At 59.4% G+C, this 14,475-nt stretch carries 6 protein-coding genes; 4 read left to right on the forward strand and 2 right to left on the reverse strand.

Annotated elements, in window-relative coordinates; genetic code table 11:
* Positions 1 to 78: 78 nt before the first annotated feature.
* The 4 genes from queC to KUW00_RS11205 all read left to right on the forward strand — a co-directional run bounded on the left by queC (position 79) and on the right by KUW00_RS11205 (position 2,707).
* Positions 79 to 810, forward strand: a complete 732-nt coding sequence (gene queC, locus KUW00_RS11190) for a 7-cyano-7-deazaguanine synthase QueC (protein WP_222569089.1) — start codon at positions 79 to 81, stop codon at positions 808 to 810.
* Positions 803 to 1,456, forward strand: a complete 654-nt coding sequence (queE, locus tag KUW00_RS11195) for a 7-carboxy-7-deazaguanine synthase (RefSeq protein ID WP_222569090.1) — start codon at positions 803 to 805, stop codon at positions 1,454 to 1,456. The genes queC and queE overlap by 8 nt, the downstream gene beginning before the upstream one ends.
* A complete protein-coding gene (locus KUW00_RS11200; protein ID WP_222569091.1) occupies positions 1,456 to 2,301 on the forward strand; it encodes a 6-carboxytetrahydropterin synthase in 846 nt (281 codons plus the stop codon). Before queE ends, KUW00_RS11200 begins: the two co-directional genes overlap by 1 nt.
* Before the next feature lie 100 nt (positions 2,302 to 2,401).
* Positions 2,402 to 2,707 carry a YkgJ family cysteine cluster protein gene (locus tag KUW00_RS11205; RefSeq protein ID WP_124804677.1) on the forward strand — a complete coding sequence of 102 codons (306 nt, stop codon included), beginning with the start codon at positions 2,402 to 2,404 and terminating at the stop codon, positions 2,705 to 2,707.
* A 209-nt stretch (positions 2,708 to 2,916) separates the two neighbouring features.
* Here the strand turns inward: KUW00_RS11205 and KUW00_RS11210 are convergent, their stop codons facing one another.
* Both KUW00_RS11210 and KUW00_RS22550 read right to left on the reverse strand, forming a co-directional pair.
* On the reverse strand, positions 2,917 to 8,463 hold the full coding sequence (locus KUW00_RS11210) for a retention module-containing protein (protein ID WP_222569092.1): 5,547 nt from the start codon (positions 8,461 to 8,463) through the stop codon (positions 2,917 to 2,919).
* 512 nt (positions 8,464 to 8,975) lie between these two features.
* Positions 8,976 to 14,336: a VWA domain-containing protein gene (locus KUW00_RS22550; protein WP_222569093.1), complete on the reverse strand. Its 5,361-nt coding sequence runs from the start codon at positions 14,334 to 14,336 to the stop codon at positions 8,976 to 8,978.
* Positions 14,337 to 14,475 lie beyond the last annotated feature (139 nt).

Raw genomic sequence — 14,475 nt, forward strand, 5'->3', positions numbered from 1 at the left:
CCTTGTCGCGCCGGACCGGACCCCGGCCGCTGGCGATTCTTGTCGCCACCCCAAATTCTCCGAATCGAGACCCCCTTCATGAGCACGACTTCCCGCTCCACCGTGGTGATCTACTCCGGTGGCATGGACTCTTTCACCGTACTTCATCGCGCCTTGCACGAAGGCCTCGAAGTTCACGCCCTGTCATTCGACTATGGCCAGCGCCACGCCCGCGAACTCGAGGTGGCCCGCCATGTCTGTCAGGAGTTGAAGATCCCTCATCAGGTCGTCGACATCACCGCCATTCATGGCTTGATCGACAACTCTGCGCTGACCGACGCCAATCGCAAGATCCCTGGTGGTGACTACGCCGAAGACAACCTCGCCGCCACCGTGGTCCCCAATCGCAACATGGTGCTGCTGTCGCTGGCCATCGCCAAGGCGGTGAATATCGGCGCCAGTCGCGTCGATTACGGCGCCCACGGCGGTGACCACGTGCTCTATCCGGATTGTCGTCCCGAGTTTGTCGAGCAGATGAATGCGGTGGCCGCCATCGCCAATTTCTCGCCGGTAGAGATCCACGCACCCTATCTGCGGTCCAGCAAGAGCGAGATCCTGGCCGACGGACTGGCCATGGGACTGAACTACCGCGACACCTGGACCTGTTACGAGGGCCGGCGCCTGGCCTGTGGCCGCTGCGGCAGTTGTCTGGAGCGGCTCGCCGCCTTCGCCGACCAGGGTATCGAAGATCCGTTGGCCTACGCCGCCAATACCCGGCAGGAGCCGGCGATTGCACAGGCAGACCAGAGCGGAGCGCACCAGGATGTATAGCGTCAAGGAAGCCTTCTATACCCTTCAGGGAGAAGGCGTACAGGCCGGCCGCGCCAGCGTCTTCTGTCGCTTTGCCGGCTGCAATCTCTGGTCGGGTCGCGAGCAGGACCGCGCCAGCGCCCAGTGTCGCTTCTGCGACACCGACTTCGTCGGCACCGATGGTCAGAACGGCGGACGCTTTGCCACCGCCGGCGCCCTGGCCGAGCACATCACCCGCTTGTGGCCACACCCCCACGAGGGTGTCACGCCCTACGTCGTGTTCACCGGTGGCGAGCCCCTGCTGCAGCTGGATGCCGCCTTGATCGAGGCGGTGCACGCTGCCGGCTTCGAGATTGGCGTGGAAACCAACGGTACTCTGGCCGCGCCGGACGGCATCGACTGGCTATGTGTCAGCCCCAAGGGCAATGCGCCGCTGGTGCAGACCCGCGGTGACGAGCTGAAGCTCGTCCATCCCCAGACCGACGCCCCGCCGGAGCGTTTCGAGGGCCTGGACTTCGATCATTTTCTGCTGCAGCCGATGGACACCTCCGGGCTGATGGCCAGCGACGCTCGCAAGGAGCCGCTCTCAGCCACGGTAGCGCACTGCATGGCGCATCCCCGCTGGCGGCTGTCGCTGCAGACCCACAAGATCGCGGGAATCGACTGATGGCACTCTTTGTACGACGACTGACACATCTCGACGTGTCGCTGTGGTGCCCCGATCGCGGACTGATCGGCGCGAGCTGGCTGGTCAACGTCGACCTCGATGGAGAGCTCGGTGAAGACGGCATGCTGTTCGACTTCGGCGAGGTCAAACCCTGGATCAAGGCACGTCTCGACGGCGGCGCCGATCACACCCTGCTGGTGCCTACCGAAGCCCCTGGCGTCAGCGTCAGCGAGTGTCGCGAAGGTATCTGCGTACGCACCACGACGCCCTACGCCATGGAGGTGCGCGGGCCTCGCCAGGCCTTTACCCTGCTGCCCTGGCGCAGAATCACCCCCGAGGCCATGGCCGAGCACCTGTCACGCCAGTTGATGCGCCAACCGCCCGAGCGGGTATCCAGCATCGTACTGAGCCTCGCCGATGAGACCATCGATGGCGCCGCCTACACCTACAGCCACGGCCTTCGCCGCCACGTCGGCAACTGCCAGCGTATCGCCCACGGCCACCGCTCGCGGCTGGAAATCGTTCAGCGCGGCGCGCGACAGCCGGAGCTCGAGCGCCGCTACGCCCGCTGGCTCGACGATACCTACCTGGTGGACGAACACGACCTGGAACAGCCCCTGGGCGACTCGCTGCAGTGCGGCTACCGCTCACCCCAGGGCCTGTTTCACCTGCGCCTGCCCCGCGAGCGCTGTCACGTCCTGCCCGGCGCCACCACGGTGGAACGCATCGCCCAGTGGCTGGCGGCGACCGTCGCCCGGGACACCGGAGAGGACACCGCGGTGCGCGCCTATGAAGGCGTCGACAAAGGCGCCACGGCAAGAAGCCCCGGCGAACGACCTCGATAACGTCTCGATAACTTCTCGATAGCATCTCGAGATCCGCAAGAGAGACCGACCACCGAGACAACCAAGCGCATTTGAAGAATGCCATGAGCCAACCAACGTCATGAGCGAACTGATCACCTCCTCCTCGCCGCAAGAGACCCGCACAGCGACCGGCGAACAGGGCTGCCGCCCCGGCTGCGGCGCCTGCTGCATTGCGCCGTCGATCAGCTCCCCGATTCCCGGCATGCCGGCGGGCAAGCCCGCCGGCATCCGCTGCGTGCAGCTCGACGACGACAACCTGTGCCGCCTGTTCGGCCGACCCGAGCGTCCGGCGGTGTGCGAGCGCTTCGACTACGACGCCGATATCTGCGGCAGCCACAGAGACCAGGCGCTGGCCAATATTGACGAACTCGAACGCCTGACCTGAGTCGGGCTTACTTGCGCCGAGTAGCCGTCGCTCAGCATCATCTGCACCTGGTGTACTCAGCTCGACCCCTTCTTGCTGCGCCCCCTACTGATGCCCTCTCGACCGACGCCCCATCCGTGACCCTCCAACTAGAAAAGACCGGGCCACCCAAAGGTGGCCCGGTCTTCCTTGTGACGACCTTCATGACGACCAAGGCCGTTCCCCATGCTCTACTCCACGTCGAGCTGCCCGTTAGTTCGCAGCATCGTCAGGAAGGCCTCCGACGACTGACCCTCCATGCTGACACCGTCCAGGGTAATCTTCTGGTCGGCGTTGCTGTGCTGGACGTCGAGCCCGCCATCGCTCTTGATGTAGAGCACGGTGTCTCCGTTCTCCTCCTGGGCAAAGATAAAGCTGTCCAGCGCCGACTGGTCGGGGTCAGTGCTCGTGGAGTCAAAGTCGTTGAGCAGATCCCCCAAAGCCAGCTTATCGGCGTCTGGATCCATGCTCAGAGCCGCATCCTTGATGTGGAAATCACCTACCGTATCGTGGGCGGGGTCAGTCGTACTACCGACATCACCCAGACTCCACTGGAAGGTGTCGGAACCGAGCCCACCCAGCAGCAGGTCATCGCCAGCACCGCCAATCAGCACGTCGTCCCCGCTGCCCGCGAAGAGCTGATCGTTGCCTTTTCCACCAGCGATGCGATCCTGACCACCGTCGTTACGGCTGTCACCCGACAGGGCTTCATAGTTATCCTTGATAAAGGCCAAGATCTCTTTCTGGGTCGGCTCTGTCCCGCTGTTCTGAGTGGTCAAGTAATCGACGAGCCCAGCATAGCCACTACCCGCCTCACCACCGACACCCGCAGGATCGATCTGATCACCGAACAGCACGTCATCACCCGCGCCACCGTCCAGGGTGTCACCGCCAAGGTCCGCTGGCTGATCGAAGGACGCCCCCCCCTCCAGCGCCGTTGCAAACTCCTCGGCAGAATTGACGATGGCCACCTCACCGGCCGGTACAAGCTGGTCGTCCGTATAGCTGTAAAGATCGAGTGAAATGTCATGAATAAGCAGTGAGAAGAAGTTCCCAGCAGCGTTTTCTACTTCGAACTGCAGCCTGTATGTTCCTCCTTTCAACCCATTTTCCATAAACTGAGTCGAGCTACTATTGATACTGCCCGACGGCGATATTGGCAGCGAGGTGGCAACAACATCCCAGTCGCCTTCCTCATTTTGCATTTCCAGCGACCAAGAGAATCTGTCGCTTGGATTCCCTTCCTTTTCGAAGTCGTTTGGGGTGTCGGTCACGTAGTCAAATGACAAGGTATAGAACTGGTTGGTACCAGCAGGCTCATCCAGGACGATAGCATCGCTGGTGGCGACAGTACTGCCATCGCCAGCACCACTGTCTCGAACGCGCAGATAGGTGCCGACCGGGGTTCTATCAATGGCTATGTGGCCATTGGTTGTCTCCACCGCCCAATTATCGATGGAAGCGAGTCTTCCCGTGTCCCCCGTGTCAAAAGTGGCAAGCATTTCGGTACTGCCTACCGAAGCCCCGGATTCCAGAGGAATCGGCACCATCTCCAACTCACCATCTGCCGTGTTGTCGAAAATCTTCAGAAAATCGCGACCTACATCATCACCTATCCCGATCGCTTCCACCCGACTGATGGCGGCCAGCGGTTTGTATCCTTCAAGCGCATTGGTAACATCCTTATAGGTGGTAATATTCCCCGCATCACTGACACCAACTTGACCGTTGTCATTGTGAGAATTAGGCTGACCATCCGTCATGAAGTAGGCAACGTTATTGAAACCGCTCCGACTAACATCCGTCATCCACTCAGTAGCGGTAACAAAGGCTTGCTCGAAATTGGTTCCAGAAATAATCGCTCTACTATCCAGAAAGTCATTGACGTCACCCAGATCTTCAGGTGAGAAATCATTGAATGCGATCGAAGGCGAATACTTCCCGCCGAACGCCACGATCTGGACATGGATTGTCCCCTCGAAATCGGCCAGCTCGGTAAGCTTGGCACGTATCGCCTCGATCGCCACCTTGAAGCGTGAATTGCCGTTTTCCAACACGGCGCCCATGCTTGGCGAAACATCCACGATAAAGGAAAGGTTATAGTCCTTGGCAGGTTCAAGCACGGCATGCTTCCCGCCAGCATCACCGAGAACCACATCATCACCACTCCCACCGGTGATGCTGTCATCGCCACCGCCTCCGACGAGTAGCTGGTCATCATCCGGCAGTGCCAGGGTCAGGGTGCCATCGACAGTGTCGCCGTCACCATCCGTTCCGGCCAGTGACAAGGACAGCGCCGGATCTTTCTCCGCCTCGGAATAGGCGAAGTCGCCGACCGAAAATGGCCTTGTGCCGTCCAAGCCACGAAACTCGATCGCTTCAAAGGCCTCGCCGGTTGTAAGCACCAGCTGGGCATCGGCGGGAATGTTTCTCACATTGAGGGTGCCATCGGCGTTTTCCTCAATCGTCACCAACGAGGTGATATCCTTGCCGGCACCATTCACCAAGCGAACATCACTTTTCGCAAGTTCCAGCACGTGGCCGCTGACGGCAACCGGATGGCCACTGGTATCGGTACCATCTGGAGCCGAGGCAATCGCTTTGATCCCGACATCCGTCAACGTCCCGTTTTCCGCATTGATAAACTGACGGAAGTGCGTAATGCCTCGATGGTTATCCCAGCTTGGTGCGGTGTCAGAAAAACGCAGGTTATCAACGAAATCGAGGCGTACAGCTTCGTCGAGTCCCGTCAGATTGTCGTGACCCGCGGCTAGTTGTGTATCCCCATCAGTTCGCAACCAGGACGCCCAGGGGCCTTTATAGGTCCAGGCGGACGCCACGACATCGGCTGCTCCATCGGCACCCTCAAAGGCGATGAAACGATGGCCCGAGCCGGACCCATCGGTGCCAAACTCACGCACAACGTGCTTGCTGCCTTCACTGATTTCCTTGCTGGCATCATCAAATGCCCTGATCCCCTCATCGATGACCTCTACCTCGTAGGTAGAGCCATCCGCCGACAGGCTCGCCTTGAAGGCCACGCCGCCACTCGCGGTCTTCGCCTCCAACGTCTTGCCGTCGCCACTCAATTGGTAAGTCAGAACCTCGCCGTTCGACGTGAGCAGCGTCCCGCCATTGACACTCGTGACCTCGGTACCGTTCATTACGTCGCTGAATGTCACTTTACCAATGTCATCGGCACCCGCCTCGAAGCGAACCTCACCCGTCTGGCCAGATTTTAACTGCGCTTGCTCCGCCTCCCAGACAACAGGCGTATCATCGTCAATCAGCACCGACAGCGTGCCCTGGACCTCGCTGCCATCGGCATCCTTCACGGTGTAGCCGATGTCAAACGTCAGGTCGTTCTCGTCATCGCCTGCCGCATGCTCAAGCGCCTGGTGCAGCGTCACCTTGTACTTGCCCTCGGCCTCATCGGCCATGGTGATGGTGATCACCGGTTCTTTTTCGGAGTTGCTATCGGTCACCGTTCCGGTGAGCGTGTGGCCATCAGTACTGCGCTCAAAGCTCACCTCACGACCGTCCGCTGTCTTGAGGTCGTCGGGCAGACCAGCCAGGTTCCACTGGAAGGCGTTGCTATCGGCGGCGCCATCGTCGCCAAAGCGGTAGCCCAGCTCGCCTTTCACGACGGTGGCCACTCCTGCCACATCACCACTACCCCCGGCGTTGCCACCGGAAAGCCCGTCTTCGTCGACCGTCGCCGTCGGGCTCTGGGTAGTCGGGTTGTCGCCATCTCCGGGAACGCTGGGGGTGGAGTCTTGCGCCACCTTCACCGTCAATGTCGAAGACGACTTGTCTCCGTCACCATCGGTGATGGTGTAGTCGATCACGGCGTCGCCTTCGAAGGCCCCTGCCGGAGTAAAGGTGATCTCACCGTTGGACGCGATGGCCACCGTACCGACGCCTTCCCCACCCCGGACCGAGGCCTTGGTCAGGATTGCGCCATCATCGCCCTGGGTGTCGCTTGTGCCGTCATTATTGGTCAACACGTTGTAAGTTTTCGCCGTGTTTTCCGCCGTCTCGGTGGTGTCGGCGACCGCCGCTGGTGAGGTATCGAGGATGTTGATCTCCAGGTTGGCGCTCGTGCTATCGCCCTCGTTGTCGGTCACCGTCAGCGCAAAGCTGTCCAGCACCGTGGCGTCATCGCTGTGATCTGCCCTCTCGCCATTCTCGGTGTAGGAGTAGGTGATCTTGCCGCTGGCCGCGTCGTAGTCGGTCACCGTGACGCTGCCGTGCTTGCCTTCCACCACAACGCTCTTGGGTGCCCCCGGACCAGTGCTCGCCCCAGTGATATCGACGGTCTTGCCACTCTGGTCGGTCAGGGTCACCTGCTTGATGCCGGCATCCGCCGCCACCGTCATGCTGCCAGTGACCGTGGCTCCGCTACCTTCCACCACGCTGTGATCGCCGGCCACCACCTCTGGACCGTTCGGATCACTGTCGTCCGGCTCGTTGCCATCAGGCTCGTTGCCGCCCGGCTCGTTGCCGTCGGGAATCTCGATCGTCGGCACGTCGTCGTCGCTGCCGTTGATGGTGATCGTCAGCGTCGCGCTGCTGGTATCACCGTCGGCATCGGTGAGGGTGTAGCTGAAGGTTTCTTTCAGCGTCTGGTTGTCCTTCAACGCCTGAACGTCGGCGTTGTCAGGATCCACGCGGTAGCTCCAGCTACCGTCGTCATTGTGGATGAAGCTTCCATAGCTGGCGGAGGCGTTGCCGGTGAAACCATCAAAGGTCATGCTGTCGGCGCCGGCGCTGTCATTGTCGAGCACATTACCGCTGATCGCCGTCACCGCCTCTTCACCCAGTGCCGCGCTGTCATCCTTGGCCTCCGGGGCGGTATCGAGGATGTTGATGCCCAGACTCTCGCTGACAGTTTCACCGGTAGAATCGGTCACCACGATGTCAAAACGATCAACCACGCTACCGTCACCAGCCGCGTGGTTGGCAGCCAGTCCATTCTCGGTGTACTGGTAGGTAACGACTCCGCTTTCCGGATTAAAACCGGTAATGGTTAACGTACCGTGCTCCCCTTCAAGTACCAGTGGATTCTCGTCAGAAGTACCTGCGATGTCTCGCCTACCAACACTGATCGATGCGACTCCAGCCGGCGCCGACACAGTAAAACTGCCGGCCACAAACGCCTGACTGCCCTCCACGGCACTGTGGAACCCGGCAGTTGCCCCTCCATCACCGTCTTCAAACTCTATTGACGGAGCGCCCGAGTCGGCATCGTTATCATCCATGTCATCAACTATACCACCCACCTCCCCGTGCCCAGCCGATTCGACAATGAAAGGATCACCGAAGGAATAGGACTGTGAGCCAGAGGTTTCGGTAATTCTCATCAAACGTACAAAGTCAAACCCATCATGGCTTGCCCCCGCCACACCACCCGCACTGGGCTCCTCGAGCGCTTCGAGAATGTCGGTGGAGCCCTCAGCGATCAATTCCAACAGTTTCGAAACATCCTCCCGGCCCAGAAAGTCGACGGAGCTTGCATCGCCCTGTCCCTGCTCTTCGGGCAACGAAACCTGTTGGGCTCCTACGAGGAGGGCCGCGGGTCTACCATCATCGAACTGAAGAGCCACACGCGAACCCTCGGCAGTGACAATGATATCGCCGGCGTTCAGGCTATCTCCTTCTTCCAGAGCGATAACTTCACCATCCGGGCGTTTAGCCCAGGCCTTACCTTGCATAGAAGTGACGACGACGTTTGTCACAGGCACATGGACCTCGCAATATTCGTATATAAAAGTAATAATATAATCACAAACTAATACGAATAATGCTATCTATGTAACATGAGGCTACACAGTGTACCAATGGACAATAGGACATTAGACCTCGAAATGTATCGCCCTGATTTTTCCTTTTTTCTTTGCAGTTCCGGTATTTTCTGCTCTCCGCTGTAAACGGATATGCTTGTTATTGCAGATTTTGCAGGACATTCCTTTCTGTTGTGCCCGATCTAGAACAGCGTGTCACTAGATACTCCGTTGCAAGAGACCGCCGGCTGGAGAACATACAGGAAAGGCGAATCTTTAATAGGCAATTAAAGGCGAAAGGAAAAGGGGCAAAGAACGAAGAACGAAGAACGAAGAAAAAAGGAATCGAGCAGAAATAAAAGTTGCCTTTTGACATCCTGTTCGCAATCCAAGAACAAGAAAATGCCGGGCCACCCAAAGGTGGCCCGGCTCTCTCTTATGGCAACTCTGGTCATGATGACCCAGGCCTACTCCACGTCGAGCTGCCCGTAATTACGCAGCATCGTCAGGAAGGCCTCCGACGACTGACCGTCCATGCTGACACCGCTCAGGGTGATCTTCTGATCGGCGTTGCTGTGCTGATCATCGAGCCCGCCATCGCTCTTGATGTAGAGCACGGTGCCACCGTCTTCCTCCTGGGCGAAGACAAAACTATCCAGCGCCGACTGGTCAGGGTCAGTGCTCGAGGAGTCAAAGTCGTTGAGCAGATCCCCCAGGGACAGCTTGTCGGCATTCGGATCCATGCTCTGTGTCTGGTCCTTGACGTGGAAATCGCTGACCACGTCGAGGGCAGGGTCGGTGGCACTGCCGGCGTCTCCCAGATTCCATTTGAAGGTGTCGGCCCCCAGTCCACCCAGCAGGAAGTCGTCACCGGCGCCGCCGATCAAGATGTCATCGTTGGCGCTGGCAAACAATTGATCGTCGCCCTGCCCGCCTTCCAGAAGGTCCTGGCCGCCATCGGCACGGGTCTTATCGATCAACTTGTCGTAGTTGGCCTTGATGAAGTCGAGCGTCTCTTCCTGGGTCGGCTCCGCACCGTTCTGGCCAGTCAGATAGTCGACCAGACCGTCGTAGCCACTACCGGCCTCACCACCGACGCCTGCGGGTTCGATCTGATCGCCGAACAGGATATCGTCCCCCGCACCCCCGATCAGATGGTCGTTGCCCACCTCCTGCGGCACATCGGAAGACGAGCCACCATCGAGTGCGGTCTCGAACTCCTCGGCGGAATTGACGATAAGATCTTCACCGGCTGGCACCAGTTCGTCGTCGGTGTAGCGATAGAGACTGCGTGAAACGCCTCCCACCGCTAATACGAAGTCGGACGAACCGGTACCGTTATCCACATCGAAAGCGAGCCGGTACGTCCCCCCTTTCAGACTATTGGCCATGATCTGGGTAGTGGTGGTGGTACCTACCGCATTCTCGAAATTGTTTGACACGACTTCCCAGGTGCCATCATCGTTCAGCTTTTCCACTCGCCAGACAAAGTGGTCCCGAACAATTCCGTTGGAACTTTCTCTGTCACTTGTCTGGTAAGTAAAGGCAAGACTGTAGAAGTCGTTGGCGTTAACCGGCTCAGACATTGTGATGCTGTCGCTGACCACCGTGGTAGCTCCATCATTGGTGCCGCTGTCAGCGATACGTAGATACGTCCTGCTGCCATTTCTCACGACGCTGACCGACCCGCTGCCACCTGTCTGGTGCCAGTTCTCCAGTTGTCCCAGGCTGCCCGTGTCACCGGCATCGAAGGTTGCTGGATAATCGACCGATTGCGTCTCACCTGACGCATAGGGTAACGGCACCATTGTCAAGCCACCGTCAGCGGTGTTATCAACCACCTTGAGTATCTCGCGATTGACATCGTTGCCGATACCAATGGCTTCCACTTGACTAATCTGGGCAAGTGTCTCGTACGCCTTGACAGCCTGCGAGACGTCCAGCGCAGTGGAATCGTTGGGCGAAGCGGTCACACCAGTGCCCGCAGTGGTGTTATGAAGTGTCGGGCTACCGTCACTCAGGAAGTAAGCCACATTGTTGTAGCCATTGGAGCTGGTTTCCGTCATCCAGTCGCTGGCGACGTTAAAGGCTTCTTGGTAGTTGGTGCCATCTTTCGCCTCTAAAGAATCCAGAAAGTCCTTGGCATCCTGGACATTGTCCTGTGACAAGTTCAAGAACGGTTCCGACTTCGCGGCCTGGGCAAAACCGACAAGTTGTACATTAATGATGCCCTCAAACGTCGCGAGCTCATCAAGCTTGGCCTTGAGCGCCTCTACCGCGACCTCAAGCCGCGTCTTGCCGGTATCGCCAAGCTTAAACGCCATGCTGCCCGACGTATCCAGGATAAAGGACAAGTTATAGTTCTGCGCCGGCTCCACCACGGTGTACTTGCCGCCGGTGTCGCCGATCAGGACGTCATTGCCACCACCACCCTGGACGGTATCGTCGCTGTTGGTTCCAACCACCAGGGCGTCGTTGTCGGTGGCGGTCACGGTAATGGTCAGGCTGGCGTCACTGGCATCGCCGTCCCCATCGGTCAGCGTATAGGTAAAGCTCTCATCGACGGTCTGGCCCTTGTCGAGCGCCGCGACCTCGGCATTGTCACTATCAAGCGCGTAGCTATAGCCGCCCTGGGTGTCGAGGGTCAGGGTGCCGTACTGCCCCTTGATCACCAGCTTGCCGTCGGCATTCAACGAGGACACCGTGGTAGAACCCTGGCTGACGGCGGTGACGCTGGCCCCATCAGCACCGGGGGCGTCGGCCTGATCACCACTGGACGCCCCCGGACCACCGATCACGTTGCCGGAGACCGGCGCCATGTTCTCGATGATGGCGTTGGTGTCGCTCGTCGCCACCGGGGCATCGTCATCGATGACCACTGACAGGGCACCATCGGCCTGGCTGCCATCGGCGTCGACGATGGTATAGGTGGCATCGAACAGCAGATCGTTTTCGTCGTTGCCGGCTGCATGAGCGAGCGCCTGGTGCAGCGTCACCTGATAGGCTCCACTGCTCTGATCGGTCAAGGCGATGGTGACCACGTCTTCGCTGCCGCCACTGCCATCGCTCGCCGTGCCGGTCAGGGTGTGGCCATCGCTGCTCAACTGGAAACTTACCGCTCGACCATCTGCCGTCTTCAGATCGCCCGGCAGGCTCGCGACGTTCCAGGTAAAGGCCCCGCTCGCCGCAGCGCCATCGTTGCCAAAGCTGTAGCCCAGTGTTCCGCTCGTGACCGTGTCCTCACCCGCCACATCGCCGCTGCCGCCAGCGTTGCCACCGGCCAGGCCATCCTCGTCGAGGGTGGCCGTCGGGTTCAGGGTGCTCGGATCGCCATCGCTTTCCGGCGTTGACGGGATCGCTGCCTCCCTGTTTTCCAGCGTCAAGGTACCGCTGGCGGCATCCCCGTCGTTGTCGGTCGCACTCAGGGCGATGTCGATGCTGCCGGCCTCGGTCAAGGCCGAGTTCGACGTGCGCGTCAGATAGAAGGCACTGGCATTACTGACGCCATACAAGTTGATGGCCTCGAACGGCTCATCGGTGTTTAGATGCACGTATCCGCCACTGGGGACGCCACTGATCCTCAGACTACCGTCAGCCAGCACCGTCACGTTGCCACCCGACGGCAATCTCACATCGTCTGGCGAAAGCGCAAGCACCCTGCCTTGCTGCTCGAAGGGTATCCCTGAACCGCCCCCATCACCGTCATAGACGATAGCCTGCAAGATATGGGTAGAGGTTGCCTGACTGGAAGGACCGCCGGCCGCGCCGGGGTTGATACCGTAGCTGAAGCGAACGACCTCTTGATGCTCCCCCCAGGATAGGCCTTGGCCGCCATAGGTGGCTGAATCGACAAAATCGAAGCGCATCACCTCGTTGGCACCGGTCTTCTGCGTTCCCGCATCATTGCCGTTGAACCCGCCAACAAAGAGCCGATCCGCACTACTGGCACTGTTGAAATTCGCACCAATCGCACTGTTGGCATTGGTGTTATAGCCGGTAAACAACACGACCGGGGCTTCGTCATCAGCGGAGTTGGTAAAGGTACGAGCGCTATTTCCTCCCCCGAAGGTCTTGGCATCCCGTTGAACGAAACCAGATTGTACCTGGCCAGCGTTGATACGCTCGAAGCTGGTCACATCGTACTGTGAGCCGTCTCCTGCCAGGCCCACCTCAAAGGCCACTGTGTCGCCAGCGACCGCTTGAAGGGTCAAGCCGTCGGCACTCAACTTCCAGAGTAGCGGCCGAGTCACCAGGAAAAGCGCGTTACCATCTTGATCAAACACTCGCTGTCCATCGAGCGAGGCGTCGAAGCCGATATCGCGAAGACCGTCTGCGCCGGCCTCTTCGAAGTTGATATGGCCGCTGGAGCCCGTCACCAGGAGCCCGGTGTCTGCCACAAAATCAGAGGGAGTATCATCGATGATGGCGACATCCAGTTCGCCAGACGCCGTATTGCCCCGGACATCAACCACCTCAACAGCGAAGTTATCCGCGAATTCCGTATCCGTGGCCCCGCTCTGACTGTCGTTGTCGACCTTACGCTCCAGCAGATACTCGTAGCTGAGCGTACCTCCGCTCGCATCACCGCTGTATCCCGTCAAGGTCAGAGTGCCGTACGGGGTATCCAGGGCGACGGGATCGCCGGACAAGGCTTGCAGGTCGGCAAGCGTCAGGCTTCGACCTCCGATGCTCAGCGTCTCGAGTCCATCCGGCGTATCGACATCGAAGCTGCCGGCGCGTGTCAGTTCGCTGCTATTGCGCTGACTACCATCGGCCAGGTTGGCCTCGCTGACGACCAGTTCGGAAGCGAAAGGGTCGAGTCCGGCCAACTGAGCCCTGCCCGGCAGCGTAAGCTCCAGAGTCCCCTCGGCGGTGTCACCATCCCCGTCGGTTCCCTGCAGCGCCAGGGACAATGCGTCGTCAGCATCGAAGGTCCCGTTCAGCCAGGTGTACTCGAAATCCCCCAGGGTAAAACCGACTCGCGTATTGGTATTCGTGGCGCGGATTTCGATCGCCTCGAACGCACTCTCGGTCTCGAGGACGAGTCGAGCGCCATCGGGAACCCCAGACACCGAAAGAGTTCCATCAGAATTCTCCACGATCGTCACGGACGCGGTAATGTCGTTTCCTGAGCCATCCAGAAAACGGAGCTCATCAACATCCAGGGCAAGCGCATCGCCGCTGACCTCGTGCGGATGACCGCTGGTGTTGTCACCGTCAGGGGCCAAGGCAATGGCGGTTACCTTGAACGATGCGGGTGTTGTCCGCCCATCCAGGTTGGCGAGGTCGACTACCTGTTCAAAACGAGTAACGCCCCGGTGTTGCTCCCAATTGGGCTCCTCGTCGGAAAAGCTCAGATTATCGACGAAGTCGAAACGTGCCACTTCGTTGTACGTGGTCCTGTCGTCACCGCCTGGTGCCAATTGGGTGCCGCCATCCGTTCTCAACCAGGACTCGCCCGGAAAATTGAAAGACCAGGCGGACACCACCACATCGGGGCCGCCATCGCTACCGTCAAACGCCACAAACCGATGGCCTTGAGTAGAGGTATTGTGCCCTTCATAAAAGACTTCTGTTCTGCCATCACTGATAGCCTGGCCTGAGTCCGCCAGCGTCATGATGGCATCATCAAGGACATTCACCTCGTAGCTGGAGCCATCCGCCGCCAGAGCTATTTCGAAGGCCACGTCGCCACCGGCCGTCGTCGCCTCAAGCGTCTTTCCTCCATCGTTCAGCCGGTAGGTGAGACGTTCGCCATTTGAGGTCACCAGGGTCGCGCCGTTCAGGCTCAGCACAGCGCTGCCATCCAACGCCGAGGAAAACTGCACGGCGCCGATACCGTCGGCTCCAGGGAAAACGCATGAAAGATTTCAGACCGCGAGAATGTCAGCAAGGTACGACTCGTCCAGCGCGGCTTTCTTCTGTTTTCGCCGGACTCCACCCTTGAAAGACTTCTCCCCTTTCAGG

Source organism: Halomonas sp. DP5N14-9, from assembly GCF_019802175.1.
GTDB classification, from domain to species: domain Bacteria; phylum Pseudomonadota; class Gammaproteobacteria; order Pseudomonadales; family Halomonadaceae; genus Halomonas; species Halomonas litopenaei.